The organism is Galactobacter caseinivorans, assembly GCF_003640665.1.
GTDB lineage: Bacteria > Actinomycetota > Actinomycetes > Actinomycetales > Micrococcaceae > Galactobacter > Galactobacter caseinivorans.
In genome coordinates this window covers 27,198-53,193 of the sequence record NZ_QQXL01000001.1, presented here as the reverse complement: position 1 = coordinate 53,193, position 25,996 = coordinate 27,198, and the positions used below count along the sequence as shown (strand labels likewise).

Below are 25,996 nucleotides of genomic sequence, written 5' to 3'. Positions count from 1 at the left end.
AACCCCCGGACCAGGGTGCTTAGCGTCGATCAGCCCGATCCGGCAGCACGGAGAGCAGGTAGTACGCCCTCCGCCCGTCCTCGGAATCGCGGTGCACCTCATCGGAACGGGCCTCAAACTCGTCCGCCAAATCCTGCACCCGCTGTTGAAACTCGCGTTCGCTTGCGGCGTCCAAATAGAGGGAGCCGTAGTTCATGTAGGGCTGATCGCGGGAGCCGTCAGCGGACTGGTGCTCCGCGCGGAAAATGATCTCCTGGGACACCCGCTCGCGAAACTGCGCAATTTGCATCTCCACGTACGCGGCCGTCCCGGTCGGTGACCCGCCAAGGGGGCTCACCACCAGTTGGTCCCCGGCCGCACGCCAGCGCCGCTCGCGGGCATCCCCCTGGGACTCCGCGCGCTCCACCAGGCCAAAGCGTTCCAGCGCCCGCAGGTGATAGCTCATGGCGCTCGGCGTCAGGTCGCAACGCACCGCCAGCTCGGTGGCGGTCCGGGTGCCGCGGGTCGCGTACAACTCATCTAGCGCCTCGACCCGGGCACGGTGCGCCAGGGCGCGCACCGCCTGCGGATCCGAGATCACCACGCGGCGCTCCGGCGCAAGTCTGCCCGTGGCACTCGTGCTCGCATCGGCCGCTTCGACGAGGCCTGCAGCGCTCGTGCTGCTGGGGTGGGAGGTCATGCGGCAAAACTCTACTCGGAGTGTGACGGGAATCGCAGGAATCCATCCACCAAGAGTTCCTTGGCCTGCTCCAGCAGTTCCTCCGCGCTGGGGTGGTTCTGCGCTTCGGTGGCCTCCAGGACGGAGACGACGGCGCGTGAGAGGGACCCAAGGGGCAGCTCGCCATCGCACGCGGAGACCAGGCCCGCCAGCGCCGTGGGCAGCAGCCGGGTGCGGCGCAGTCCGGAACCCTGCCGCAGCAGGATGGCCTGCGGGTGCTCATCCCCCGGGCGCGAGTGCGTCTCCACCGTGACGTCCTTCGCCGCCTCCGCGTGCACCAGCGCCACATCCACGGCAGCCACCGCGTCCGCCTGCCACACCGCCTGGCCCAGCGTGGGGCCAAGCGGGGACTCGACCTGGTGCTGGATGGACTCAAAGCGCCGGCCGATGCCCTCCGCGGCAATCCTGCCGCTGCCGGCGATCATGCCGCTGCCGGCGCCCTCCGCGCGGCGCCGCAGCCAGACCAGGCCAAGGCCAATGGCGCCCACGCCGCGCGCCTCAAAGTCATCCAGGTACTCCTCATAACGCAGCTCCGCCGCCTCCGGGCTGCGCACCTCAGAGGCATCGCGCAGCCACGTCTCGGCGTAGCCGCCCGGGTCCTCCACGTCTCGCTGGATCACCCAGCACTCCAGCTCCGGCGGCGTCCACTGGGCCGGCCGCCCGGCCCAACCGGGCACCTGCGTGCCGGTGACCGGGTCGCTGAACCGAGCGTCGTCGGGCACCAGAGCCCGCGGGATCTCCCAGTTCGCCAGCATCTGGGCGGTGCCGCCCGGCTCAAGGACCTGCGCCAGCCCAGACCACAGCTGAGCCACCAGCTGATCCCCAGGCAGGCCGCCGTCGCGGTATGTGAAGCGTTCCTCGCTGCTCTCGCCGAGGCGGCGCGGGGTGATGACAAAGGGCGGATTGGAGACGATCAACTCAAAGCGCTCCCCCTCCACCGGCTCCAAAAGCGAGCCCTGGCGCAGGCTCACGCGGGCCTCCAGGTCCTGCGGATCCAGGCCGAGCGCCGCAGCGTTGAGCGCCAGGTTGAAGCGCGTGAAGCCCAGGGCGCGGGCGGAAAGATCCGTGGCGGTGACGTGATCGCAATGCGCCAACAGATAGAAGGTCTGGATGCCGCAGCCCACGCCAAGGTCAAGCGCGGTGGCCGCCGGGCGACGGATCGTGGCCGCGGCCAGGGTGAGGGACGCGGCGCCAATGCCCAACACATGATCGTGGCGCAGCACGCCGGGGCGGTGGTGCGAGCCCACGTCAGAGGCCACCCAGAGATCCGCGTGGGAGTCCGAGGCGTACGGGCGCAGGTCAATCGCGGCACGCAACAGTTCCGGGCGCTCCGGATCCGCCTCCACCAGGCCAAGCTCGCTTGCGCCGCCCAGGCCAAGCGTCGGCAGCGCGGCCTCCCAGCGTTCGCGGCTGACGGACCCGCCCAACAGGAACGCGCGCACCAAGGTGCTCAGCGCATCCAGCGGGCGCGTGGCCTCCACCCGGGCCACTGCGCGGCGCGGCTGCACCGGCTGGTCTCGATCCAACGCGGCCATCGCCACGGGACCAAGGAGCTCCAGCACGCCATCGTGCACATAGCGCGCCGCCTCCAGGTCCGCCGCCAGGGCGTCCAGCAGCGCCCGGTCGTCGCTGCGCGGGGCGGCGGGGACGCGGGAGAAGTCGCGGGGTGCTTCTTGGGGTGCTTCTTGGGACGCGGCGTGGGAGGAGGGCAGCGGTTCCGGGGCGTGGTGGGTGCTCACAGGCCTAGTTTAGGAACTCGGCGCCGCCCTTGCGCCGCCCTTGCGCCGCTTGCGGGCCAACTCTGGGCCGTCACTGCCGCGTCACGGGCCCCCTGCCCCGCGCCACCGACTCGCCGCAGGAACGCGGTTTTCTCACCGTTCATGTCGTTTTGATGCACGAACGAGTCCTTTCCGACGTGCTCCCGGCCCGGCCGCCCGGTAGCCTCACATCATGGTTGCGAACGCGAGCGATGAACTGATCGGCACCTGGATGCGTGGCTGGGCCGAGGCCCGCGGCTACGAGACCCGGCACGATGGCCCCATCCATGCGTATCGGCGCACTGGACAGGCCAGCGAGAACTGGGAGTACGTGATCCATGCCCCCACGACCGAGCAGATCGGCGCCCTGTCCTCCGCTTTGACGGAGTATCCGGGTCGGCGCGTCACCGCGTTCACCCGCGAGATTGACCACCTCACGGACATGGCGCACGTGCACGGACTCGAGGTGGTCTCCACCCGCGAGGCGCTGATGGTCACGGACATGGGCCAGCAGGACGTGGAGGCCCCGCGCCTGACCGAGGGCCTGTATTGGGATGAGAAGCGCGACGGCGATCACGCCTGGGTTTCTCTGCACCACGAGGGCGACGACGCGGTGCTGGCTTCCGGCCACGTCGCGGCCATTAACGACTACGCGGTCTTCGACCGCATCGTCACCGCGAGCGAATACCGCCGCCGCGGCTACGGCTCGCTGGTGACGCGCTACCTGGCCTCCATCGCCGCTGAATCCGACGCGGAGACCGGCCTGCTGGTGGCGAGCACCGACGGCTACGAGCTCTACAAGTACCTGGGCTGGACCCTGCTTGGAACCATGGCCGTGTTGCAGACCCCCGACCAGCCGGACGCCGGCGAGCGCACGGGGCACACCGCCTGAGCACTGCGCGGTGGGCGCCGCGTGGCAGGATGTGCGCATGAAGGACTTCCGCACGCTGATCCCGCTTCTGGGCCGCGGGGAAGCGCCGGAGACCCTGCAGCATGTGCGCACCCTGCCTGCGCGTGCGGCCCGCTTTGGGCAGTGGCCGCTGTGGCTGAGCCCGGAGATCGTGGACGCGTACGAGGCCCGTGGCGTGCAGCAGCCGTGGATCCACCAGGTGCAGGCCGCGGAGTCCGCTCACGCTGGCCAGCACACCATCATCTCCACCGGGACCGCTTCCGGTAAGTCCCTGGCCTACCTGATGCCGGCCCTGGACGCCGTGATCCGCGGCGGGCTCACCCCCGAGGGGTCCCGCACCGCTGGCCGCGGCGAGGCCACGGTCTTGTATTTGTCTCCCACTAAGGCACTTGGCGCGGATCAGCTCTCTTCCCTTAGCGGGCTGCGTCTGCACGGCGTCCGCGCCGCCTCCTATGACGGGGACACTCCTCGGGAGGAGCGGCGCTGGGTGCGTGAGCACGCCAATGTGGTGCTCACCAACCCGGACATGCTGCACTTTGGGATGCTCCCCAACCACGTGCAGTGGGCCGGTTTCCTGCGGCGTCTGCGCTTTGTGGTGATCGATGAGGCCCATAGCTACCGCGGCGTCTTTGGGTCCCACGTGGCCGTGCTGCTGCGCCGCTTGCGCCGGGTGGCGGCCCATTACGGGGCCGAGCCCGTCTTCTTGGCCGCCTCCGCGACGAGCGCGGATCCCGAGGAGAGCTTTGGCCGGCTCATCGGGGACGTGGCGACGGCTGTGACGGAGGACGGCTCCGAGCGCGGCGAGCGCACCGTGGCCCTGTGGGAGCCACCGCTCACGGATCAGCGCGGGGAAAACGGGGCCCTGCAGCGTCGCTCGGTGGTCGCGGAGACCTCTGATTTGCTCTCCCATCTGGTGTGCGCGCACGTGCGGACCCTGGCCTTTATCCGCTCCCGCCGCGGGGCGGAGGCCATCGCGACCACGGCGCAGCGCCTGGTGGCAGAGATCGACGCCGGGCTGCCGCACCGGATCGCCGCCTACCGCTCCGGGTACCTGCCGGAGGAGCGGCGGCAGTTGGAGAACGACCTTCGCTCCGGTGAGCTGCTGGGTGTGGCCTCCACCTCCGCGCTGGAGCTCGGCATCGACGTGGACGGGTTGGACGCGGTGCTTGTGGCCGGGTGGCCGGGGACCCGTGCCTCCTTCTTCCAGCAGATTGGCCGCGCCGGGCGCTCGGGACAGGACTCGCTTGCGGCCTTTGTCGCCGCCGATGACCCGCTGGATACCTATCTGGTGCACCACCCCGAGGCGGTCTTTGACTCCGGCGTGGAGGCCACGGTCTTTGACCCGGAGAACCCCTACGTGCTTGGCCCGCACCTGTGCGCCGCCGCGTCCGAGCTGCCGCTGCGCCCGGAGGATCTGACGCTCTTTGGGCCGGGGACGGCCGGGCAGGTGGAGGACCTGGTGGAGCGCGGCTGGTTGCGGCGCCGCCCCGCCGGATGGTTTTGGACGCACCCTCAGAGCGCGCACGAGATGGTGGACCTGCGCTCCGCCGGCGGCGGTCCGGTGAGCGTGGTGGACGCAGAGACCGGGACCATGCTGGGGACCATGGACTCCCCACAGACGCACTATCAGGCCCATACCGGCGCCATTTACGTGCACCAAGGCCGCACCTATCTGGTGGAGCTGCTGGACGAGCAGAACCACACCGTGCTGGTCTCCCGCACCCAACCGGAGTACTACACCCAGGCCCGCGACCTCACCACCGTGGAGGTGTTGCAGACCACGAGCGAGGAGCAGTGGGGGGAGATCGGGGTGTTCTTTGGCGATGTGAAGGTGACAACTCAGGTGGTCTCCTTCCAGCGCAAGGCGCTGATCAGTAACGAGATTCTGGGCGAGGAGCCGCTGGAACTGGAGCCGCGGGAGCTGTTCACCAAGGCCGTCTGGTTCACCATCCCCGAACCGCGGCTGCGCCACGCCGGAGTGGACGCCGAGTCCGCTCCTGGTTCCCTGCACGCTGCCGAGCACGCCGCGATCGGCATGCTCCCGCTGGTGGCCTCCAGCGACCGCTGGGACATTGGTGGGGTGTCCACCGCCCTGCACGCGGACACCGGCCAGCCCACCATCTTTGTGTACGACGGCCATCCGGGCGGCGCCGGATTCGCCGAGCGCGCCCACGCCATGGCCCCGCATTGGCTGCGTGCCACCCGCGACGCCATCCTGGCCTGCGAGTGCCAGAGCGGCTGCCCCTCCTGCGTGCAGTCCCCCAAGTGCGGCAATCGCAACAATCCGCTGGATAAGGCCGGGGCCGTGAGGCTGCTGGGCGAGATATTGCACCTGGTCCCCGCCGGGCGCGGCCGGCGCTAGTCTCCCACCTGCGGTTCGCCCGCCCAGGCAGAGGTCTCCGCCCTGGCCAGCGGGAGCCAGCCCGCGGCCCCGTCGGAGGCGGTGGCCCGCACCCTGACCTGCGCCGAGGCCCCAGCGCCGCTGAGCACCTGACACTCCAGCAGCACGGTCTTGTGGCGCCGGGCCACCTCAGAGGCCACGGCGCAGGGTTCCTGGCCGGGAACCGGACCCAGCCCGCGTGCCGTATCCGAGGCCGCCAGCGCCGCCAGGTCCGCTGAGACGGCCGTGCGGCTGTGCTCGGCGGACGCATCCGCCCAGATCAGCACTGCCACTCCCGCGGCCACCCCCGCGGCCAGGACCCCTAGGTGCAGGGCCGTGGAGACCCCCCGCTCCCCTGTGCCACGCAGTTCACCGAGCCCTCTCACCTCACCCGCCTCCCTCTGCCGTGGCCTGTTTCTCCACCCTCGATTCGGCCTCGGCGCTGACCTCTATCCCCGGGCCAATCGCCTGCCACAGCGGGACGCTGCGGGTCACGGTGACCCGCGCCCAGCCGCCGTCGCGCGCCACACTGACGCTGGCGCCGTCGCCCGCTAAACGCTGCACCTGATCCGAGACGTCCACCCCCCTGGCCTGCTCGCGGGCGATCACGCCGGCGGCCTGCTGCACCCGCACCTGGGCGGAGCCCACCACCGATACCCCCGCGATGGCCAGGAGAATGAGGAGCACCACCGGCAGGAGCACCGCGGTCTCTGCCGTCACGCTGCCCGAGTCCCGCTCACTCTGATTCTCCTGCCGGCGTTGCCCCGTCATCTCAGCCGCCCAGGGCCTTGCCGACCATGTCAGAGAGCATGCCCTTGACCTCGCCGCCGCCCAGAATGACCACCAACAGGCCGGCGAACCCGACCGCGGCCAGCGTGACGATGGAGAACTCCGCCGTGGCGATGCCCTCCTCGCCCTGCAAACGCCGCGGCGTCCCCGCCGGCTTTGTGTGCTTCTTCATGGTGTTCCTACCTTTCCCTCCGGCGTGGGCCGGTCCCCCGGGCCCCGTGTGGCCCTGCCTCCAGACTGGCGCCGCGCTCGCCGCCGTGGGAGCGCCGATGACAGATCCGGGGATAACACGCCGGGCTAGGCGGGGAAGCGGCCGAATGTGAGGGAGCCGAGCCAGGCCGCGTGGTGCTGCGGTTTCCAGTCTGCAATAATAAATGAACGCTTAGGTATTATTGGAGGCCGGCATGGCAGGAAGACCACGCTTGGTGGATGACGTGACTCTTCTGCGGGCCACCGTGACGATCATGGGCCGCACGGGCCCGAGTGCGCTTACCCTGGCGCTGGTCGCCACGGAGGCGGGCGTCACCCCTGCCACTGTGGTGCAACGGTTCGGGAACAAGCGCGGGCTGATGCTCGCGCTCGCCCACTCGCACGCCGAACGGGCCTCCGAGCGACACCTGCACTCCCGCGATCAGGGATCGCACCCGCTCCAGGCCCTGACCGACTTGGTGGTGGGCACCTGGGATCCCGCGACCACCCCGCAGGTTTTTGCGAACCACCTGGCCTTCCTCTGCGCGGATCTGGTGGACGAGGATCTCCGTGCCCTCACGCTTGCCACGCAGCGCTCCCAGGAGCGCACCGTCCGCAATCTACTGGATTCCGCCGTCGCCGCCGGCGAACTGGCCCCGGGTACTGACACCGCGGCGTTGACCGCCTCCATCCAGTCCGCGGTCGCGGGCTCCGGATTGCTCTGGGCCATGGACCGGCAGGGCACCTTGAACGCCCGGCTCCGCAGCGCCTTGGACCTTGCGCTCTCCTCTCACCTCACCAAGCCGCCCACCCCGAACCCGAAGGAGACCCCGTGAACTCCCCCTCCCAGCAGCCACACGCCTTCACCGGACGCGTCTTTATCGGCACCAGCCTGGACGGCTTCATCGCCCGCCCGGACGGAGACCTGGAGTGGCTCAACGTCCGCGCAGAGCACGCCGGAGACACCGGCTACGACGCCTTCATGGCCGGGATCGACACCATCGTGATGGGCCGCAACACCTACGAGAAGACGCTGACGTTCGGCTTTTGGCCCTATGAGGGACTGCGGGTGCTGGTCCTGAGCACCCACTTGAGCACCGACGACGCCAACATCACCGTGGCACCCACCCTCCCGGTGCTGCTGCGCGAACTGCACGCGGGCGGAGCCAGCAATGTCTACGTGGATGGCGGACAGCTGGTGCAGACCTTCCTGCGCGAGGGGCTCATCCATCAGCTCACCATCACGACGGCCCCGGTGCTGCTGGGCCAGGGCATCCCCCTCTTTGGGCCGCTAGATCGCGACGTTGAACTCACCCTCAGCTCCTCTCGGGCTCTGGGCGGCGGATTTGTGCAGTCCACCTACGCCGTCAACTAGCGAGCGCGGCGCACGGGTGCGTGCCGCCTAACCCCAGGGCAGCAGCGCCAGTGCGATGGGCACGATCCCCAAGCAGATGAATGCCGGGAGCCCACACAGGCCAAGGGGCAGCACCAACCGCACGGCGATCGAGTTGGCGCGGGCCTCCTCCGCCCGCGCCCAGGCCCTGCGCTGATCCTGGGCGCCGTCGCGCAGCAGGGCCCCAGCCGGGGCGCCAGTGCTGGCGGCCAACTCGAGCGCATCACGCAGGCGGGCATGGGCTGGAGCAGACTCCCAGGCACCCTCCCAATCCTCGCCCCATCGCAGCCGCCGCGCCACGATGGCCAGCTCCGGGGCCGGCCCCGGGCCGCCCAGCGTTTCCACCATCGCGTCGAGCGAGAGACCTGAGGCCAAGAGCGCCGCCGCCGCGTCGGAGAGCAGGGGCGTGTGGGCGTTGGATGCGGGCCCGTGAGCGGCGGGGCCGGCTTCCGCCCGGCGAGTTGCACTGCCCGACGGCGCGGGGTTCCGACCGCGCGAGGCTCCCCTCCTGCTCTGACCCGGCGCCCGCAGCAGCGCAAGGACCAGCCCCGCCAGGCTCAGCCCGGCCAGCAGCGCCGCCCCGACCGCACTCACGGTTGCCGCCCTGCACGCATGATCCTGCGCGACCATGCCAGGGCCACCAGCCAGAACAGCGCACCAAGGAGCGCCGCGATGCGGCCCGCTGGCGTTGTCACCAGCACGCCCAAGGGGTCCGCCCCGAGCAACTGTGCCAGGAGCAGCCCGCCGGCCGGGAGCCACATGAGGATGCGACGCGTGGAGGTGGCCGCGGCAAGACCGGAGATCCTGGCCCGGGCGGCGTCCGCCCTGGCGGAACAGTCATCGGCCACCCTGCCAACCAGCTCCGCTAGGGGTGCACCGCTGGCGGAGGAAAGCCCCACCGCCCACATCAGGTCCCGCCACGCGCGACCAGGCCCAGACCCGGCCAGGGACCAGGCCTCCTCGCCCGCAGCGTCCGCGAGCGCGACCTCCGCCAACGCCCTGGCCCACTGACCCATGAGTTGTGAGCGCTGCCCTTGTGTCTTCACTGCCCCGCGCCGCCACGGGAGCAATTGCGGTGCGGTTCCGGGGTTCTCCTGGGCCGCGCTCTGGCATCCGCGCCACAGCAACTCCCAGCTGGCAGCCCGCGGCACCCCGGCCTGCAGCAGGGCCACGAGCCGCCCCAGCACCTCACGCGCCACCTCCTCCGGAAGGGGATCGCGGCTCAGGCTCTGATCCGCGAGATCTGCGAGGTTGGAGGGATCGGCGGGGTTGGCGGACAGCTTGTGCTCTCCCGCCACCAAGATTCGTTGGCCGCGTCGCTGTGCCGATCGGCGTCCCCATCGCAAGCCTCCGCCCAGGTCGGGGCCCCACGCGGCGGCGCACCCGGCCGCGCCCAGTGCGGCGAGCGCTGCAAAGAGCACGGCGGCGCTCACGGGGACCGCCTCATGCTCCGCGGCCTCGCAGCCTCTGGAACCAGTCGTAGGCCGGGCCGTGGCGCCAGTTCCCCGCATGGTCCTGGTCCAGGATGCTCTCGCTGCTCAGCTCTCCACCGGGCTGAACGCGAAGGCGTGCCATGCCCACCGGCCGCCGTGCGCCACCCACCCGGGCCACGTGAATCACCACGTCGATGGCCGCCGCGGCCTGCAGCGAGGTGGAGCGGGCGTCCCATCCGCCCAGGGCGCCCAACGCCACCAGCCGCTCCCCTACGGCCCCGGCGGAGTTGGCGTGCACCGTGGCCCCAGCGCCGTCGTGCCCGGTATTGAGCGCCATCAGCACATCCCTGACCTCCTCACCGCGGCACTCCCCCACCACCAGCCGGTCTGGGCGCATGCGCAGCGCCTCCCGCACCAGCTCCGTCATGCGGATCCCGCCGGCCCCCTCCGTATTCGGCGCCCGCGACTGCAGCGCCAGGGCGTGGGGGTGCGCCGGGCTGAGCTCGTGGGCGTCCTCCACAATCACCAGGCGCTCATCCGCAGAGGCCTCGGCCAGCATCGCGGAAAGCAGCGTGGTCTTGCCTGCGCCCGTCCCCCCGCTGATGAGGAAATTCAGCCGGGCCGTGATCACGTGGCGTAACAGCGGCGGCCACGGGTCATCCGGATCGTGGAAGAGCTCCCCCAACACGGCCCGAGTGCTCCGGGTACGCCGCAGGGACAGCGCCGGTGCACCATCGGAGATGGGCGGCAGCACGGCGTGGACGCGCACCCCCGCCAGGACCACGTCAGCGTAGGGCTGCGCCTCATCCAGCCGGCGCCCACCCAGCGACACCAGGCGCACGGCGAGCTTCCTGACCTCTGAGGCCGGCAGCACCACCGAGGGGACCCGGCGCAGCCCGGCCTGATCATCCACCCAGACCGTGCCGTCCGGATTCACCAACACGTCCGTCACCCCGGGTGACTCGATCAGGCTCTGCAGCGGCCCAAAGCCCACCAACGCCGCCAACACCCTGCGAGCCAGCGACTCCGTTGCCTCCGCGCCGCGCACTCCGGTGGCCCCCCTGACGTGCTCGGCCACATTCTCCAGGGTGGCCTGCTGGCCCCGGGTGGCCAGCTCGCGCCGGACTCGCTCCACCAGCGGCCCCACCGCGTGGCCCCGCAGAGTGGGCCCGTCCAGCTCCGTCCCGGCCCAAGGCGTCGCCGCCGCGGAACTCCCGCGCGCCCGGTCCGGCGCGCTCATGATCCGGCCCCCAACGCCATACCCCGTTGCAGGCGCGGGAGCCAATGGCGTACCAGCATGCGCTGGCCCGAGCGCCGCAGCGTTGCCCTGCCCCTGGCCGGCCGCGCATCCAACGTTCCCGCCCACGCCACTCCCAGGGCGGCGGCCGCGGCGGGCCCATCCACCGGTAGCGACCGGGAGCGCACAGTGACCAGGCTGCCCTCCACCCCCTGCGGCAGGCCAAGACCCGGGCCGTGCAGCCACCACCCCTCATCCCACGGCGCGCCGTGGCCAGCGCAGAGCACCAGCTCAGACAGGGCCGACGCCGCGGCGGAGCCCCCTGGGAGCGTCGCCAGTGGCCAGCTCAGCGGGCCCACGTCTACGACCACCACCTCAGTACCCCGCGCCAGAGCGGAGATCACCTCAAGCTGCTCCGGCCCCGGCCAGGCGCCGCCGGCCCATCGCGAGTGCTCCTGTTCCGACACCGCGGCCAGGGCATCCCAACTGAGCAGGGGTACCCCGTTCCACCGCGGCAGCGCACCCATGAGCGCGTGTGCGGCACCGTCCTTGGACCACGCGAGGGCGTCCGGCCACCACGCCCGCGCGCCCTGGACATCCTCCACCTCGTGAACGGCCAAGAAGCGCAGGCTCCCGCGGGGGTCCGCATCCACCAGAACCGTCTCCATCCCCCCTCGATGCGCCGCGAGTGCTAGCTCCCTGGCCACCTTGGCGCTGTGGTGCTCCTCCCCCAGCCCACCGACCAAGAGCACGCGCCCTGGCCCGTGTGCGCCCCCTCCCACCCTGCCGCCCAGGTGTTCCGCCAGCCACGCGCGCCCCGCCGGCAACTGCACCGCCCGGTGCCCCGGTGCCCGCGCGGCCGCCGCCCACAGCCTGCCCTGGTCCACATCCACCAGCACGGCCCCCGCCGGAGGCGGCTGGGTCAGTCCCGCCCACCACAGGATCACCACCCCGGGCCGTTCCCGCCAACCTGACTGGGGTGCATCCTCCACACGCAGGCTCACGCCGGCGCCCGCCACCACAGGGACCACCGCATCCGCAAGGACGTCCCCGCCACCCACCAAAACCACCGCTGCCTCGGGTTCCGATGGCGGCGGCACGTGCCGCGCGGCTCTACCGCTGCCCCGCGCCCTCTGGCGTTCCTCCTGCAAAGTCCACATGCCAGCCACGTTCCCGCACGCGGCTTCCGTCCGGCGGCCATCCGCCACGGATTGTGGATAACACGCCCACCCGGCCCTCAACCACCGCGTCTGTGAGGGATGTGCCCCGGACTCACGAAGCACCCCGGCCCCAGCCACACCCCCCAGCCACCCGCCACCAGCCACCCGCCACCCGCCACCCGCCACCACCACGCTGTCGCCCCGATGCGAGATGATTACCTCATGACCGCTTACCTCCTCGCCGCCGCAGACTCCGCCCCCGGAGACCCCGCGCGCAGGATCGTGGTCCCGCTGGACGCGGCGGGCCTGCCTGCGGGCCGGGGAACAGAGGTCACGGCGGCGCAGTTGCCCGCCCTCGTCGCCGCCTTCCAAGACAATGACCCCGCCTGCCGATGGGTCTGGGAGGACACCAGGGTCTCCTACCCCGAGCTGCTGCGCGGCGGCGCCGAGGCGGTCCGCTGCCACGATCTGGGGCTCTCCGCCCAGATCCTGCGCGGCGCCGTGCCCCAGGCCCCAGCACCTCTCATCCCGCCCCGTCCCGCCTGGATCTCAGAAGAGGCGCCCTCTCAGCAGGACTCCCTCTTTGATGCCCCCAAGACCAAGGGCAGCACGCCGCAGCAACTCGCCGCCGAGTACCAGCGCCAGCTCGCCGCTCTGCCCCAAGGCCCGGACGGCGCCAAGCTGCGCCTGCTCATGAGCCTTGATTCGGCCGGCGCCCTGTTGGCAGCGGAGATGAATCATGACGGCCTGCCCTGGGACCGTGCCACGCATGAGGCGCTCCTGGAGAGGGAGTTGGGCCCGCGCGTTCCGCCTGGCTCGCGCCCGGCGCGCCTGGCGGACCTGGCGGAGCAGCTCAAGCTGCTCCTGGATGCGCCACGCATGAATCCGGACTCCCAGCCGGAGCTGCTGCGTGCCCTGCGCCGCGCGGGCATCGACACCGCCAGTACCCGCAAGTGGGACCTCATGGAGGTCAAGCATCCGGTGATTGAGCCCCTGATGCGCTACAAAAAACTCCAGCGCCTCTTCACCGCCAACGGCTGGGGCTGGCTGGACGCCTGGCTGCGGGACGGCCGTTTCCACCCCGACTACGTGGTGGCCGGCGTGGTGACGGGCCGCTGGGCCAGCCACGGTGGCGGCGCCCTGCAGATCCCGCACGACGTCCGCTCCGCCGTCCGCGCGGACCCCGGCCACGTGCTGGTGGTCGCGGATGCCAGCCAGCTGGAGCCCCGCATTCTTGCCGCCATCAGTGCCGATCGCGAGTTGGCCCAGGCCGCACGCGGGACGGACCTTTACCAGGCCATCGCCGACCGCGCCTTTGAGGGGGATCGCGATCTGGCCAAGGTCGCCATGCTCGGCGCCATGTACGGCGGCACCACCGGCCCCTCCGCGGCCATGGCCCCCCGCCTTGCTGCCACCTTTCCCCGGGCCACGGCCTTCCTCGAGGAGGCGGCTCGCACTGGCGAGCGCGGCGGGATTGTGCGCACCTGGCTTGGCCGGCACAGCCCAGCGCCGGGTCAGGCCGGCGGTGCCGCCACGGGACCCGGCGGCGCCCTTGGCGCGCCCGGGGGCGGCGGGGATCCTGGCCCGGATCTGTCCGACGACGCTGGGTTCAGTGACGCCGAGGCGCTGGCCGCGCGGCGTTCCTCGGAGGCGCAGGCGCGCTCCTTCGGCCGCTTCACCCGTAACTTTGTGGTGCAGGGTTCCGCCGCTGAGTGGGCCGAGTGCTGGATGGCCAGCCTGCGCACCCGCCTGCGCCGGGTGGCCCCGCGCTCGCGGCAGGTCTTCTTCTTGCATGACGAGATCATGGTGCACGCCCACCAGGATGAGGCCGCGGCGGTGCAAGAGGCCATGACGGCCTCGGCTGAGGAGGCGGCGCGCCTGCTCTTTGGGGACATTCCCGTGGACTTCCCGGTGTCCATTGGGCAGGCGCAGGACTACGCGAGCGCCAAATAGCGCTCCCCCACGGGCCGGCCATGCACCGGCTGCGGCTAGTACCCCGCCGGCGTCACTTCCACGCCCTCATCCCAGGGCTCGCTCCATCCCAGCTCATCCAGCAGCCCGGCCACGATCCCTGCCGTGAAGCCCCAGAGCAGGCCCTGCGGCAGCTGGAACGCCGGCATGCGCCACTCCTCGCTCCCGCGGCGCAGCACGCTGACGCAGCGGTGCGCAGGGTCCACCAAGTCCGCCACCGGCACCCTAAAGACGGCGGCGGATTCGCCCGCATCCACCACTCCCACACGGCTCTGTTCCCGCCACCACCCCACCACGGGGGTCACCTCGAAGCGGGACACGGTGGGCACGGCCGGGAGCAGTCCAAGCACCTCAACCCCAGCGGGATCCAGCCCGGTTTCCTCCCAGGCCTCGCGCAGCGCGGTGGCCTGGAGGGTCGCGTCCTGTGCCTCCACGCCGCCGCCCGGGAAAGCAATCTCCCCCGGGTGATCCCGCAAGCCTGAGGCCCGGACCACCAGCAACACATCAAGATCCGCGGGCACGGACGCGCACCGATGCTGCGCTGGCTCCGCGTCCAGCACCCCAAAAAGCACCAACACGGCCGCGCTGCGGGAGGCTGGTTCCTGCGCCCTGCGCCGCATGCTGTCGTACGGCGGCACCCGGTCGGGATGCGCGGCATAGTCCTCCAGCAGCGAGCGCAGCTGCTCCCGCGGAATCGACTGCCGCAGCGACGATGACTGCTGCACCGCCGCTTCCTCCACCGATGGCTCGCTCACTGGCCCAGCCCATAACCCAGGGCGCGCAGCTCGCGCCGCGTCGCACCGCCCATCATGAGCTGGTGCAGTTCCTCGCGGCCCGGCGCCAACTCGTACTTCTGCAGCGCGGCGGCGGCCAGCGGGTCGGTCTCCCCCTCGCCGTAGGAGGGGCACCACTGCGCCACGGGGCACGCACCGCAGGCGGGTTTCTTGGCGTGGCAGATGCGCCGGCCGTGGAAGATCAGGTGGTGGGACAGATCGGTCCAGTCGCGTGGTTCAAAGAGCGCGCCCACCTCCGCCTCCACCTTGACGGGGTCCTCTTGCTGGGTCCAGCCGAAGCGGCGTGCCAGCCGCCCAAAGTGCGTATCCACGGTGATGGCGGGCCGCCCAAAGGCGTTGCCCAGCACCACAAATGCGGTTTTGCGCCCCACGCCGGGCAGCGAGACTAGGTAGTCAAGATCCCCGGGCACCTCCCCGTCGTGATCCTCCACCAGGCGCCGCGAGAGCTCCTGGATATTGGCCCCCTTGGTCTTAAAAAAGCCTGTGGGCCGCACCAGTTCCTGCACCGCGATGGGGTTGGCACCTGCCAGCGCCTGCGGCGTGGGGTAGTCGGCAAAGAGGGCAGGGCTGATCTCGTTGACCTTCACATCGGTGGTCTGCGCGGAGAGCACCGTGACCACCAACAGCTCAAACGGGTTCGCAAAATCCAGCTCCGGCACCACATACGGGTACGTCGCCGCGAGCTCGCGATTGATCCTTCTGGCGCGCCGTGTCCGGCCTAGCGGCGTCTCGCGTTCAAACAGCCGCGCCGTCTTCTGGGCTGGGGTGAGGCGCGCGGGCATCAGGCCAATTCCAGCTCTGTGGTGTCAGAGAGCAGTCCCTCGCGGCCGTCGTCGTGGCGCACCACTAGGCCCTCGGGGACGCGGCGCACCGCGAGCCACCACGCGCCCGGCTCCGCCGTGAAGAGCAGGCTGCCGTTGGCGCGGTTGCTCACGGGGCGCGGGGTCGGGACGGCAAACCAGAACGCGGCGTCGCCGCCTGGCTGCCCCGCGGACGCCACGACGCCGGTGTGCGGCACTGCCGGGGCATCCGGGTGAGTGACGCCCCTGCCCGACGCCGCGGCGTCGGGCCCTGTGCCAGGGTGCACCTGGGTGGCGGTGGCGGTGGCGGTGGCGGTGCCAAAGCTACTCCCGGCGCCGGTCGCGAGCACGTCGCGGGTCAGCACGGGGACCTCCGGGGTGTCCGCGAAGTCGGCGCGGAAGACGCCCACCCACAGCGAGCCCCAGGTCGCCACGCACATGGCCAGGGCGCCCACGATGCTAAAGAACTGCACCACGGAGCCGGCCCCGCCCATGCCGCCGATCGCGACGACCAGCGCGGTAACGGACACCACGGCAGCTGCCTGATCAAGTGAGAAGGAGGCCAGGTCAAGCCGGGCGCGCCCGCGCGTGCGTCGCCAGGCGTATCCGCCGGCGGCGGCCAGGGGCGCGAGCAGGCCAAGGATGACGACCGCGAAGTCCCCGCGCGTGCGCCCAAAGGAGAAGAGTGCCGCCAAGGCGAGCAGCACTGCCCCGCCCATCAACGTCACCTCGCGCGCGGTGAAGGGTCCAAGGACCGCCCGGTTCCCAGACTGCTGGCTCATGGTTTCCTCCTGCGATGTTTCGGTGGTGGCCACCACCGACTGACCCAGCCTAGCGAGATCTGCCGGGGCGGGCGTCTCCCACCGGCCAACGGGCCCGGATTCGATGTAGCGTGAGTCACAACCGGAGCAGAAATACGGCCCAAGACCCATCGAGGAAGGCCCCCATGGCAGAGAACCCGACCCTGGATAACCTCTCCAGCGAGCACCGCGCATTTCCCCCCTCCCCGGAGTTTGTGAAGAACGCCGTGGCGGACGCCTCGCTGTATCAACGCGCCGCAGAAGATCGTCTTGGCTACTGGGCTGAGCGCGCGCGGGAGGCCATCACCTGGCACAGCGATTTCACCGAGGTGTTGGATGACTCCAATGCCCCGTTCTACCGCTGGTTTGGGGACGGCAAGCTCAACGCGGCCTACAACGCGCTGGATCGCCACGTGGAGGCCGGCCACGGGGACCGCACCGCCCTGCACTTTGAGGGCGAGCCCGGGGACACCGCCAGCTACACCTACGCTGAGCTGACCACGGCCGTGAAGCAGGCGGCCAACGCGTTTGCCTCCCTGGGCGTGGGCGCCGGGGACCGCGTGGCGGTGTACCTGCCCATGATTCCGGAGGCCGTCATCACCATGCTGGCCTGCGCCCGCCTGGGGGCGGTGCACTCCGTGGTCTTTGGCGGCTTCTCCGCGGACGCGCTGCGCAACCGGATCGACGACGCGGAGGCCAAGTTGGTCGTCACGGCGGATGGCACGTGGCGCCGCACCAAGCCCAGCCCGCTCAAGCCCGCAGTGGACGCAGCACTGGAGGCCCCTGGCCACACCGTGGACAACGTCCTGGTGGTCCGTCGCAACGCCGAGCCCACCGCCTGGGTGGAGGGCAGGGACCTGTGGTGGCATGAGGTGGTTCCGCAGGCCTCCGCCGAGCACACGGCCCAGCCCTTTGACTCGGAGCACCCGCTCTTCATCCTCTACACCTCTGGCACCACCGGACGCCCCAAGGGGATTTTGCACACCACCGGCGGCTACCTGGTGCAGACCGCGGTCACGCACCGCGACACTTTTGACCTGCACCCGGAGACGGACGTGTACTGGTGCACCGCGGACGTCGGCTGGATCACCGGCCACTCCTACGTCACCTACGCGCCGCTGGTCAACGGCTCCACCGTGTTGCTCTACGAGGGCACCATGGACACCCCTGACCGGGGCCGCTGGTGGGACCTGGTGCAGAAGTACAAGGTCAGCATCATGTACACGGCGCCCACCGCCATCCGCACCGCCATGAAGTGGGGCCGGGAGATCCCGGACGCCTATGACCTCTCCTCCCTGCGCGTGCTCGGTACGGTGGGTGAGCCCATCAATCCCGAGGCGTGGATGTGGTACCGCGAGGTGATCGGTGCCAACAACGGCGCCGGCACCGACGGCAAACCAGGACCGCGCAAGGAGCACCCGGCTCCCATCGTTGACACGTGGTGGCAGACCGAGACCGGCGGGCACATGATTGCGCCCCTGCCAGCCGTGACCGCCACCAAGCCGGGCTCCGCCCAGGTGGCCGTGCCCGGCATCTCCACGGACGTGGTGGATGAGATGGGCACGCCGGTCGGCAACGGCGAGGGTGGCTACCTGGTCATCCGCGACCCGTGGCCCTCCATGCTGCGCGGCATCTGGGGGGACCCGGAGCGCTTCAAGGAGACCTACTGGTCCCGCTTCGAGACCATGTACTTTGCCGGGGACGGCGCCAAGAAGGATGAGGACGGTGACATCTGGCTCCTTGGCCGCGTGGATGACGTCATGAATGTGTCCGGGCACCGGCTCTCCACCACGGAGATCGAGTCCTCGCTGGTGGGCCATGAGGCGGTCGCGGAGGCCGCGGTGGTGGGCGCCAAGGACGAGACCACGGGAGAGGCGGTGGTCGCGTTTGTGATCCTGCGCGGTGTGGACGGGGACTGGCCCGCGGACATCAGCGAGCAGCTGCGCCTGCACGTGGGCAAGGACATTGGGCCCATTGCTAAGCCAAAGGCCGTCTTTGTGGTGCCGGAGCTGCCCAAGACCCGCTCCGGCAAGATCATGCGCCGCCTGCTCAAGGACGTGGCAGAGGGCCGCGCCGCGGGTGACTCCTCCACGCTGGCGGACACCACGGTGATGGATCAGATCGCGGAGACGATGCGCGGCTAAGCGTCAGTGCGCCGTGCACGTTCCGGTGGAGACGGGCTGGGTCAGCGAACTGGCCTGATTGATGAACGGGCGGATCTCGTCGCGGGACAGGGCGTAGCCCACCTTGTCCTCCGACTTGGCCTTGGCGAAGATCATGCCGGCCACCTTGCCGTTGGAGGTCAGCAGCGGGCCGCCGGAGTTGCCCTGCTGCACGTTGGCGGCCAGCTGCAGGATCTCCAGCGCCCCGGGGTCAGCACCGTAAATGTTGGGCACGTTGACCTGGTGGCGGGATTGCACGGCGGCGGGCTGGGAGGAGAACGGGCCGCCGGCGGGGAAGCCCATGAAGACGCCCTCGTCCCCGGAGGAGAGCTCCGGGCCAAGGGCCAGTGGCTCCAGGTTCAGCCCGTCCACCGCGACCACGGCCACGTCATGCACCGGATCAAAGGCCACGACCTTGCCGGTGAGCGCACGGCCGTCCTCCACATCAACGACCGGCTGCTCCACTCCCTCCACCACGTGGGCGTTGGTCAGGATGCGATCAGGGGCCACCACAAAGGCTGAGCCGGTCTGGTTCACGCCGCATGCGGTGGCGGTGCCGGTGATGCGCAGCACCGACTGGCGCGCGCGTTGCAGCTCCGGGTTATCCAGCTCCTCCTGCGGCACCACCACGTCTCCGGGCGGCACCACGGGGGCAAGCAGCTCTGGCAGCGGCATGCCGGCCACCAGGGTTCGGGCCTCACCCAGGGCACGCTCCACGGCGGGCGGGGTGAGCGCGCGGGCCGTGGTGATGACCTTGGAGCTGGCGATTTGGGTGGAGAGGAAGGGCAGGCCAAGGGTGGCGAAGGTGAAGGCAAGCGCTGAGATGGCCAGGCCAGCGGCGGCCAGGTTCACTAGGGCCCCGCCGCTGCGGCCAAACCACCGCGGCCGTGGCATGTCCAGCCAGCCGCGCACGGCGGTGGCCAGCGCCTCACCGAGCCCGTGGCCAAGGGCAAGGAACGCGATGAAGGTGACGATCAGGCCAAGGACGCGCCAATTGGGGTCCGGGATCCACGAGAAGACCAGGGGAATGGCAAAGAAGGAGGCGGCCGCTCCGGCCAGGAAGCCGAGCACACCACCCAGCGCCGTCAGGAAGGACTTGCGCCAGCCGGCCACGGCGAAGAGGAGCAGCGCCACGATGAGCACCCAATCCATCAATTCCAGGCCAAAAAACACCGAGACCCCCTCATGGCTCGCCCTCCCGCCAAAGATGTGCCCGCGCGGGAACGAGCGAGGAGACGGTCCTTCGATCTTAACGGGCAGCCCTGACGCTAGCCTGGAAGACGTGCCGCGCCTCACGCGCTGTTACCCTGGTGGCCCCGGACTTAGTCACACTTGCTGGCTCAGGGCTCAGAAAGTCGCCCGTTTGCCCTCGGTTCACGCGTGTCGAGCGCGTGAGAGTCGTCACAAGCGGGCGGTATGCGGCATCATGGGTTCGGATCCACCGTCATTTCTGAACAGGAGCATCATGGATATCGAGGTCCTGCGGCGTGCGCCGCTCTTCGCACATCTGAGCGACGAGGCCTTCGCCGTGCTGACCGACGAGCTCACGGAGGTTGATCTCTCCCGCGGAGCGTCTGTCTTCCATGAGGGCGATCAGGGCGATCAGCTCTACGTCATCGTCTCCGGCAAGATCAAGCTTGGTCGCACGTCCCCGGACGGCCGCGAGAACCTGCTGGCCGTGCTTGGCCCGGGCGAGCTTTTTGGCGAGATGGCCTTGTTTGACCCCTCCCCGCGCAACGCGACCGCCACCGCGGTCTCTGAGACGCGCCTGGCCGGCCTGCGCCACGAGAACCTGCGCAAGGCCATCCAGGCCTCGCCGGAGGTATCGCTGCAGCTGCTGCAGGCCCTGGCCCGCCGCCTGCGCCGCACCAACGAGTCCCTCGCGGACCTGGTCTTCTCGGACGTCCCCGGCCGCGTGGCCAAGGCCCTCCTTGACCTGGCGGATCGCTTTGGCCGCCCCACCACGGACGGCATTCTGGTGGCTCACGAGCTCACGCAGGAGGAGCTGGCCCAGCTGGTTGGCGCCTCCCGCGAGACCGTGAACAAGGCCCTGGCGGAGTTTGTCCAGCGTGGCTGGCTGCGCCTGGAGGCACGCGCCGTCGTGATCCTGGACCTGCAGCGCCTGCGCCAGCGCTCGCGTTAGGTCCCAGCGCTGGCTGAAGGCTGAGTGCCCGACGCCGTTGGGTACAGAAGGAGGGCGGCACCCGCGGGTGCCGCCCTCCTTCTGTGTCTGCCTGAGTTTCTTTGTGGGCCCGAGCCCGTCGAGCGGCAAGGCGCCGGTCAGCGACCGCGTGCCACGGCACTGCCCTCGGCGGCGTCCACCGTCGTGACCTCCAGCAACAGCTGGCCCTCCACCTCCACCAGTTCCGGCTGGAAGGCCTGGATCTGGCGCTTGGAGGAGAGGTAGGCGACGCATCCGCGCGTGCGGCGCAGCTTGGCCAACACGATCTGCGTGGCTGGGGAGGAGAGCTCCGCCAGCGAGTGGCCGCGCGTGTAGTCCGCACCGATCTCGTTGCCAAGGTCCAGCGACTCCGGCAGCGCGCCGGGCTCCTTGGAGGAGACCCAGCGCCCCCACTTCCCCGCTCCAGCACCGCCCGATCCCACGAGCGGGCTGACGTCCTGGCCCGTGGGGGCCGCGACGGCGAAGTAGTGGATGTCGAAGCGGCGTAGCTCAAAGTCTGGGGAGAGCCAGTGCGCCACGGGCCGCAACAAATCTGTGCGCAGGCCCCAGCCACGGCGGTCAAGGAACTGGGCGAAGCTGAGCTCCTGCGTGGCCACGTCCCTGCGGGCACGCATCCATTCCTCGCACGCCGTCTCCTCCACCACGGAGAGCTCATCCGGGCCGGCCAGCAGCACGCCGGTCTCCTCGAAGAGCTCACGAATGGCGGCCACCACATGGCGCCGGGCCAGCGCAAAGTCGCTGATGCCAAGCATCTTGGCCCACTTGGAGGGGCTGGGCCCAAACCACCGCACCGGCTCGTCATCTTCCACCGAGCAGGAACCGCCGGCAAAGGAGATGGCGCCGAGCGGGGACTCCGGGCCGCGCTGACCAAGCCACGCCCGAACGCCGTCGGGCGAATCCCTGACCAAAAGAACAGCAGAGGCCTCGCGGGCGCGGCGCGGAGAGCGCGCGCCCATCTCCAGCCAGGTGCGGGCCGCGTCCTCGTGCCCGGCAGGCAACTGAAAGAGGCGGCGCAGCACACCGGTGGCGGGAGGCTCGTCACTGGCGGAACACACCTGATTGGAGGGCCTCACCCCGGGCAGCGCCCGGAAGGTCCCCGTCCGCGGGGTGGACTCAGGCGTATGCAACGACAAGCTCTACCTCCACTGGGGCATCCAGCGGCAGCACGGACACGCCCACGGCGGAACGAGCGTGAGCGCCGGCGTCGCCAAAGACCTGCCCCAGCAGCTCCGAGGCGCCATTGATCACGCCGGGCTGCCCGGTGAACTCCGGCGTGGAGGCCACAAAACCGACCACCTTCACCACCTGCGTCACGCGGTCAAGGTCGCCAATCACAGACTTCACGGCGGCCAGCGCGTTGACGATGCACAGGCCCGCCAGCCGCTTGGCCTCCTCGGCGGAGACCTCCGCACCAGCCTTGCCCACACCCTGAAGCTGACCGGCCACCGTGGGCAGCTGACCTGAGGTGTACACCAGTCCGTTGTGGCTCAGCGCGGGGACGTAGGCCGCCAGCGGCTTGGCCACCTCGGGAAGCGTGATGCCAAGCTCCGCCAGGCGCGCCTCAACGCGGCCCTCGGAGACGACGGATTCCGGGTTCTGGGTCATTTGGCAGAAACCTCTCAGTGAAGCTGGTGTTGCTCAGGCCAGGGGGCGCTTGAAGTACGCCACGAGGTTGACGGACGGCGCCTGCACCATCTCGTTTCCCACAGTGCTGGCGGGGCCTGCGGCCGGCATGGCCAGCACGTTGACGAGCTCCCAGCCGTCGCTGCCCCAGTTGTCCAAAATTTGCTTAGTCGCGTGCACCATCAGCGGCACAGTGGCGTATTCCCACGTGGTCATGGTCTCCAGCGTAGTCCCTCGCGGTCCCGGCTTGTATCCTAGAGAGTATGGCTGCGCGCAAGTCCCCCTTGATCAATACGGCGACCACCTTGGGAAAGGTGATCGCCTTCTTCCTAGCATCCGCTGTGGCAGGCCTCTTAGTGGCCGGCACCATGGTGCCCCTGGCTGTTGGCGCGACCTCCGCGACCACCATGGCCGGGGATACCTATGCCTCCATTGAGATCCCCAAGACCACGGCGACCATCGCGCAGCCTTCGCGGCTGCTGGATCGCGATGGCAAGGAGCTGGCCAAGTTCTTCACCCAGAACCGCAAGGTGATCAAGCTCAAGGACATCTCTCCGTGGATGACCAAGGCCATCATCTCCGTGGAAGACGAGCGCTTCTACGAGCACGGCGGCGTGGACGGCAAGGGCATTGCCCGCGCCGTGGTCAGCAACCTGACCGGCACCCGCCAGGGCGCCTCCACGATCACGCAGCAGTACGTGGCCAACCTCCTCGTGAATGATCAGCAGGCCTCGGGCATGGATGCCGAGACCATTGCGCGCAACGGCAATAAGAACGTGGGAGACAAGGTCCGCGAGATCAAGTGGGCCAACCAGATCGAGACCAAGATGTCCAAGGATGAGATCCTTCAGGGCTACCTCAACCTGGTCCCCTTCGCTGGCGCCACCTACGGCGTGGAGGCCGCCTCGCAGCGCTGGTTCTCCAAGCCCGCAAGCAAACTCAATGCCCAGGAGTCCGCGCTGCTGGCCGGCATGGTGCAGAGCCCGGTTCGCGTGAACCCCGCCAACAACCCGCAGAATGCCCTCAAGCGCCGCAATGTGGTGCTCGGGACCATGCTCAAGAACGGCGCGTTGACCAAGCCCCAGTATGACAAGGCGGTCAAGTCCAAGATTGAGCTGAACGAGTCCCAGGACACTTCCGGCTGCTCCGCTGCTGGCGACTCCGCCTACTTCTGCAACTACGTCTTCAACGACGTGGGCAACAACCCCGCCTTCGGCAAGACCAAGAAGGATCGCCAGAACCTGCTCTACTCGGGCGGCCTGACCATCACGTCCACGCTGGATTCCAAGATGCAGAAGGAAGCCACCAAGCAGACCCGCATCACGGTCCCGGCCGGTGACAAGGGTGGAGCCGGCGCGGCGTTGCTGACGCGCAACAACAAGACCGGCGAGATCCTGACCATGGCGCAGAACACCAACTTCGGCGTCGGCAAGAGCAAGAAGAACCCGGACAAGTACACCGAGGTCAACTACAACACCAACGGTTATCAGGGTGGCTCCACCGCCAAACCCTGGACCGCCGTGGCCTGGCTGGAGTCCGGCAAGTCCATGGGTACCCGCGTCAACGCCAAGCGCCAGAACTACGACGGAACGTCGTGGAAGGCCTCCTGCCTCGACGGCGGGCGCGTGAGCCAACCCAAGTGGGCGCCTAAGAACGCCACTGCCAACATGAACTACCCCATGGCCGCGTCCGCCGGCCTGTACTGGTCCATCAACTCCGCCACGGTGGCAGAGGCCTACCGACTGGACCTCTGCGACATCGCCTCCGTGCCAGAACGCCTTGGCCTCCTGGAGGGCCAGACCACCGACTCAAACGGCAAGATCGTGCCGGCGACCCCGGAGGCCATGGCGGTCTCGCCCGCTTTCATCCTGGGCGCGCAGAACGTCACCGCCCTGGCGCAGGCCCGAGCCTTCGGCGTCTTCGCCAACGAGGGCAAGCGCTGCGAGAGCACCCCGTACGTCTCCGTGAAGTCCAACCGCGGCGAGATTAAGTTGCCAGAGAGTGACTGCAAGGAGGTCATCAAGGCGGACGTGGTGAAGAAGCTCAACGGCACCCTGAAGCCGCTGGCAGAGACACGCCCCACCAACGGCAACGGCACCCAGGCCGGTGCGCTGATCGGCGGCGATATCGGCGGCAAGACCGGTACCTCCAACTACGCGACCTCCACCTGGTTCGCCGGGTACACCTCTGACATCACCACCATCTCGTGGGTGGGTCGTAAGGACGGCAAGACCTACGACCCCGCGACAAACAAGCACTACGGCCTCAACAGCGGCCTGAAGATCCGTGGCAAGCGCACGCCGTCCACGGCCGACTCCGGCACCTTTGCCTCGCCGCTGTGGACCCGTTACATGGCCAAGGTCGCGGATCGCTACCCCATGGAGAACATCCCCTCGGTTGGCCCGTTCACCAAGAACTACAAGAACAGTGGCTCAGGTTCCGCCGGTGGCTCCGGCACGGCCACCGGCCAGAGCACCAGCAACCGCCAGAGCACCACCAACCGCCAGAGCACCTCTACTCGCAAGAGCGCACCGAAGAGCACGGCTAAGTCCTCCAAGTCCTCCAAGAAGAAGGACAAGGAAGAGAAGAAGGACAGCGAGGCACCCAAGAAGTCCGAGCCCTCCAAGGAACCGGAGAAGCCCAAGAAACCCAAGAAGTCCGACAGCGACGACTAGTAAAGGGCCATTCACTTGACGTCTCTTCGTTCCACCCTCGGCCGCGCCGGCGCTCTCGCCGGCGCGGCCGTCGCGTCCGGCATCGGGGCGCTTGCCCTGGCCAACACCGCCACGCGTGACTTCACCCTGCGCCGCGAGTCCTTGGCGATCCTGCCCCCCGGTCAGCCGGATTTCACGATCCTGCACATCTCGGACGTGCATATGGTGCCGGGACAGGACAGCAAGACGCTGTGGCTGCGTTCGCTCGCGGAGTTGAACCCAGACCTGGTGGTCAACACCGGAGACAACCTGAGCCACAAGAACGGCGTGGACGCCCTCATCACCGCGCTGGGGCCGCTGCTGGCCTTCCCCGGCGTCTTTGTGCCGGGTTCCAATTGCTACTTTGCGCCGCGCCCGCGCAATCCCCTGGCGTACGTTGGCCGGCGCAAGGACCCCTCGTCCACGCTGCGCCACGATCCGCGCGATGAGTTGGACTGGAAGCGGATGCACCGGGCCTTTGCGCTGGCTGGCTGGCAGAACGCCAGCAACCGGGCCTTCTCCCTGCCCGTCCGGGGCCTGCGGGTGGACGTGACGGGCGTGGACGATCCGCATCTGCTGCGTGACCGCTTTGCGGGCTGGCCCACCGGGTCCTCCACCGACTCCTCCTCGCCGCACCTGCGCCTGGCGCTGACGCATGCGCCCTACCGCGCTGTGCTGGACGTCTTTGCGCGGGCGCAGCCGGATCTGATCCTGGCCGGTCATACGCACGGCGGGCAGATCGACGTGCCCCGCTACGGGGCCCTGGTCTCCAATTGCGACCTCCCCACGGGCCAGGCCTCCGGGCTCAGCTGGTGGGCCTCACAGGGGCGCAGGGCGCCGCTGAACGTCTCAGCGGGCATCGGCTCCTCACGCATGGTTCCGTTCCGGGTGGCCTGCCCGCCAGAGGCCAGCCTGCTGACGCTGACCTCCCGCTAGGCGCGGGGCGGATCCGCGGACGCGGCCACACCAACAGACGTAGCCACAAACAAAAGAGAGGGCCTCCAC

At 69.7% G+C, this 25,996-nt stretch carries 25 protein-coding genes; 9 read left to right on the top strand and 16 right to left on the bottom strand.

Translation table 11 applies throughout. The annotated features are described in order from the left end of the window. Positions 1–19: 19 nt before the first annotated feature. Together DWQ67_RS00250 and DWQ67_RS00245 are read right to left on the bottom strand one after the other, a co-directional pair. Entirely contained in the window at positions 20–679 is a 660-nt protein-coding gene (locus tag DWQ67_RS00250; protein ID WP_121483598.1) for an ArsR/SmtB family transcription factor, read from the bottom strand. A gap of 11 nt (positions 680–690) precedes the next feature. Continuing rightward, complete coding sequence (locus DWQ67_RS00245; protein WP_233555839.1) at positions 691–2,457, bottom strand: DUF7059 domain-containing protein; 1,767 nt, start codon at positions 2,455–2,457, stop codon at positions 691–693. A gap of 211 nt (positions 2,458–2,668) precedes the next feature. On the opposite strand from DWQ67_RS00245, the gene DWQ67_RS00240 reads away from it, so the two are divergent. Beyond that, positions 2,669–3,367: a GNAT family N-acetyltransferase gene (locus DWQ67_RS00240; protein ID WP_121483597.1), complete on the top strand. Its 699-nt coding sequence runs from the start codon at positions 2,669–2,671 to the stop codon at positions 3,365–3,367. Positions 3,368–3,404: 37 nt separating this feature from the next. Further along, a complete protein-coding gene (locus tag DWQ67_RS00235) occupies positions 3,405–5,747 on the top strand; it encodes a DEAD/DEAH box helicase (protein ID WP_121483596.1) in 2,343 nt (780 codons plus the stop codon). On the opposite strand, the gene DWQ67_RS00230 is transcribed toward DWQ67_RS00235, so the two are convergent. From DWQ67_RS00230 to DWQ67_RS00220, 3 genes are read right to left on the bottom strand one after another with little or no spacing between them, the layout of a single operon-like run. Next, positions 5,744–6,151: a hypothetical protein gene (locus DWQ67_RS00230; RefSeq protein WP_121483595.1), complete on the bottom strand. Its 408-nt coding sequence runs from the start codon at positions 6,149–6,151 to the stop codon at positions 5,744–5,746. The two genes, DWQ67_RS00235 and DWQ67_RS00230, sit on opposite strands and share 4 nt — an antisense overlap. 1 nt (position 6,152) lies before the next feature. Further along, the gene (locus DWQ67_RS00225; RefSeq protein WP_121483594.1) at positions 6,153–6,536 is read right to left on the bottom strand and encodes a TadE family type IV pilus minor pilin; all 384 of its coding nucleotides are present in this window, start codon (positions 6,534–6,536) and stop codon (positions 6,153–6,155) included. 1 nt (position 6,537) lies between these two features. Continuing rightward, positions 6,538–6,726 (bottom strand): DUF4244 domain-containing protein, encoded by a 189-nt coding sequence (locus DWQ67_RS00220; RefSeq protein ID WP_121483593.1) that lies wholly within the window; start codon positions 6,724–6,726, stop codon positions 6,538–6,540. 232 nt (positions 6,727–6,958) lie between these two features. Here DWQ67_RS00220 and DWQ67_RS00215 point away from each other — a divergent pair, with 232 nt between their 5' ends. After that, positions 6,959–7,579, top strand: coding sequence for a TetR/AcrR family transcriptional regulator (locus tag DWQ67_RS00215; protein WP_121483592.1), 621 nt, complete (start codon positions 6,959–6,961; stop codon positions 7,577–7,579). Continuing rightward, positions 7,576–8,118, top strand: a complete 543-nt coding sequence (locus DWQ67_RS00210; protein WP_121483591.1) for a dihydrofolate reductase family protein — start codon at positions 7,576–7,578, stop codon at positions 8,116–8,118. The genes DWQ67_RS00215 and DWQ67_RS00210 overlap by 4 nt, the downstream gene beginning before the upstream one ends. 27 nt (positions 8,119–8,145) lie before the next feature. Here DWQ67_RS00210 and DWQ67_RS00205 read toward each other — a convergent pair whose 3' ends face one another. From DWQ67_RS00205 to DWQ67_RS00190, 4 genes are read right to left on the bottom strand one after another with little or no spacing between them, the layout of a single operon-like run. Beyond that, a complete protein-coding gene (locus tag DWQ67_RS00205; RefSeq protein WP_158595314.1) occupies positions 8,146–8,730 on the bottom strand; it encodes a type II secretion system F family protein in 585 nt (194 codons plus the stop codon). Next, positions 8,727–9,569, bottom strand: a complete 843-nt coding sequence (locus DWQ67_RS00200; protein ID WP_121483589.1) for a hypothetical protein — start codon at positions 9,567–9,569, stop codon at positions 8,727–8,729. Before DWQ67_RS00200 ends, DWQ67_RS00205 begins: the two co-directional genes overlap by 4 nt. A gap of 10 nt (positions 9,570–9,579) precedes the next feature. After that, a complete protein-coding gene (locus DWQ67_RS00195) occupies positions 9,580–10,809 on the bottom strand; it encodes a TadA family conjugal transfer-associated ATPase (RefSeq protein WP_121483588.1) in 1,230 nt (409 codons plus the stop codon). Next, positions 10,806–11,906, bottom strand: coding sequence for a hypothetical protein (locus DWQ67_RS00190; protein ID WP_147433570.1), 1,101 nt, complete (start codon positions 11,904–11,906; stop codon positions 10,806–10,808). The genes DWQ67_RS00195 and DWQ67_RS00190 overlap by 4 nt, the downstream gene beginning before the upstream one ends. A 282-nt stretch (positions 11,907–12,188) precedes the next feature. Between DWQ67_RS00190 and DWQ67_RS00185 the strand changes: the two genes are divergently transcribed. Further along, entirely contained in the window at positions 12,189–13,919 is a 1,731-nt protein-coding gene (locus DWQ67_RS00185; RefSeq protein ID WP_121483586.1) for a bifunctional 3'-5' exonuclease/DNA polymerase, read from the top strand. A 35-nt stretch (positions 13,920–13,954) separates the two neighbouring features. Here the strand turns inward: DWQ67_RS00185 and DWQ67_RS00180 are convergent, their stop codons facing one another. Genes DWQ67_RS00180 through DWQ67_RS00170 form a run of 3 tightly spaced genes read right to left on the bottom strand, consistent with a single transcriptional unit; the run spans position 13,955 to position 16,313 of the window. Next, positions 13,955–14,692 carry an NUDIX hydrolase gene (locus DWQ67_RS00180; protein WP_233555838.1) on the bottom strand — a complete coding sequence of 246 codons (738 nt, stop codon included), beginning with the start codon at positions 14,690–14,692 and terminating at the stop codon, positions 13,955–13,957. Next, complete coding sequence (gene nth / locus DWQ67_RS00175) at positions 14,689–15,513, bottom strand: endonuclease III (RefSeq protein WP_121483585.1); 825 nt, start codon at positions 15,511–15,513, stop codon at positions 14,689–14,691. Before nth ends, DWQ67_RS00180 begins: the two co-directional genes overlap by 4 nt. Beyond that, on the bottom strand, positions 15,513–16,313 hold the full coding sequence (locus tag DWQ67_RS00170; protein WP_121483584.1) for a hypothetical protein: 801 nt from the start codon (positions 16,311–16,313) through the stop codon (positions 15,513–15,515). The genes nth and DWQ67_RS00170 overlap by 1 nt, the downstream gene beginning before the upstream one ends. Positions 16,314–16,477: 164 nt before the next feature. On the opposite strand from DWQ67_RS00170, the gene acs reads away from it, so the two are divergent. Next, positions 16,478–18,475 carry an acetate--CoA ligase gene (acs, locus tag DWQ67_RS00165; protein ID WP_121483583.1) on the top strand — a complete coding sequence of 666 codons (1,998 nt, stop codon included), beginning with the start codon at positions 16,478–16,480 and terminating at the stop codon, positions 18,473–18,475. A 3-nt stretch (positions 18,476–18,478) separates the two neighbouring features. Here acs and DWQ67_RS00160 read toward each other — a convergent pair whose 3' ends face one another. Then, the gene (locus DWQ67_RS00160; protein WP_233555837.1) at positions 18,479–19,666 is read right to left on the bottom strand and encodes a MarP family serine protease; all 1,188 of its coding nucleotides are present in this window, start codon (positions 19,664–19,666) and stop codon (positions 18,479–18,481) included. 292 nt (positions 19,667–19,958) lie between these two features. Between DWQ67_RS00160 and DWQ67_RS00155 the strand changes: the two genes are divergently transcribed. After that, entirely contained in the window at positions 19,959–20,636 is a 678-nt protein-coding gene (locus tag DWQ67_RS00155; RefSeq protein WP_121483582.1) for a Crp/Fnr family transcriptional regulator, read from the top strand. 137 nt (positions 20,637–20,773) lie between these two features. Here the strand turns inward: DWQ67_RS00155 and DWQ67_RS00150 are convergent, their stop codons facing one another. From DWQ67_RS00150 to DWQ67_RS00140, 3 genes are all read right to left on the bottom strand, one after another. Next, positions 20,774–21,631, bottom strand: coding sequence for an NUDIX hydrolase (locus DWQ67_RS00150; RefSeq protein ID WP_407645781.1), 858 nt, complete (start codon positions 21,629–21,631; stop codon positions 20,774–20,776). A gap of 157 nt (positions 21,632–21,788) precedes the next feature. Next, entirely contained in the window at positions 21,789–22,280 is a 492-nt protein-coding gene (locus DWQ67_RS00145; protein WP_121483580.1) for a RidA family protein, read from the bottom strand. A gap of 33 nt (positions 22,281–22,313) precedes the next feature. Beyond that, positions 22,314–22,514: a DUF4177 domain-containing protein gene (locus tag DWQ67_RS00140; RefSeq protein WP_121483579.1), complete on the bottom strand. Its 201-nt coding sequence runs from the start codon at positions 22,512–22,514 to the stop codon at positions 22,314–22,316. Positions 22,515–22,561: 47 nt separating this feature from the next. Here DWQ67_RS00140 and DWQ67_RS00135 point away from each other — a divergent pair, with 47 nt between their 5' ends. Next, positions 22,562–24,973, top strand: a complete 2,412-nt coding sequence (locus tag DWQ67_RS00135) for a transglycosylase domain-containing protein (RefSeq protein WP_121483578.1) — start codon at positions 22,562–22,564, stop codon at positions 24,971–24,973. Positions 24,974–24,988: 15 nt separating this feature from the next. Then, entirely contained in the window at positions 24,989–25,927 is a 939-nt protein-coding gene (locus tag DWQ67_RS00130; RefSeq protein WP_233555835.1) for a metallophosphoesterase, read from the top strand. The last annotated feature ends 69 nt before the right edge of the window (positions 25,928–25,996 follow it).

Bases quoted from the DNA above. Each gene is read 5' to 3' on its own strand.
- DWQ67_RS00250 (WP_121483598.1), bottom strand. From the start codon at position 679: ATGACCTCCCACCCCAGCAGCACGAGCGCTGCAGGCCTCGTCGAAGCG.
- DWQ67_RS00240 (WP_121483597.1), top strand. From the start codon at position 2,669: ATGGTTGCGAACGCGAGCGATGAACTGATCGGCACCTGGATGCGTGGC.
- DWQ67_RS00235 (WP_121483596.1), top strand. From the start codon at position 3,405: ATGAAGGACTTCCGCACGCTGATCCCGCTTCTGGGCCGCGGGGAAGCG.
- DWQ67_RS00225 (WP_121483594.1), bottom strand. From the start codon at position 6,536: ATGACGGGGCAACGCCGGCAGGAGAATCAGAGTGAGCGGGACTCGGGC.
- DWQ67_RS00220 (WP_121483593.1), bottom strand. From the start codon at position 6,726: ATGAAGAAGCACACAAAGCCGGCGGGGACGCCGCGGCGTTTGCAGGGC.
- DWQ67_RS00215 (WP_121483592.1), top strand. From the start codon at position 6,959: ATGGCAGGAAGACCACGCTTGGTGGATGACGTGACTCTTCTGCGGGCC.
- DWQ67_RS00195 (WP_121483588.1), bottom strand. From the start codon at position 10,809: ATGAGCGCGCCGGACCGGGCGCGCGGGAGTTCCGCGGCGGCGACGCCT.
- DWQ67_RS00185 (WP_121483586.1), top strand. From the start codon at position 12,189: ATGACCGCTTACCTCCTCGCCGCCGCAGACTCCGCCCCCGGAGACCCC.
- nth (WP_121483585.1), bottom strand. From the start codon at position 15,513: ATGCCCGCGCGCCTCACCCCAGCCCAGAAGACGGCGCGGCTGTTTGAA.
- DWQ67_RS00170 (WP_121483584.1), bottom strand. From the start codon at position 16,313: ATGAGCCAGCAGTCTGGGAACCGGGCGGTCCTTGGACCCTTCACCGCG.
- acs (WP_121483583.1), top strand. From the start codon at position 16,478: ATGGCAGAGAACCCGACCCTGGATAACCTCTCCAGCGAGCACCGCGCA.
- DWQ67_RS00155 (WP_121483582.1), top strand. From the start codon at position 19,959: ATGGATATCGAGGTCCTGCGGCGTGCGCCGCTCTTCGCACATCTGAGC.
- DWQ67_RS00150 (WP_407645781.1), bottom strand. From the start codon at position 21,631: ATGGGCGCGCGCTCTCCGCGCCGCGCCCGCGAGGCCTCTGCTGTTCTT.
- DWQ67_RS00145 (WP_121483580.1), bottom strand. From the start codon at position 22,280: ATGACCCAGAACCCGGAATCCGTCGTCTCCGAGGGCCGCGTTGAGGCG.
- DWQ67_RS00140 (WP_121483579.1), bottom strand. From the start codon at position 22,514: ATGACCACGTGGGAATACGCCACTGTGCCGCTGATGGTGCACGCGACT.
- DWQ67_RS00135 (WP_121483578.1), top strand. From the start codon at position 22,562: ATGGCTGCGCGCAAGTCCCCCTTGATCAATACGGCGACCACCTTGGGA.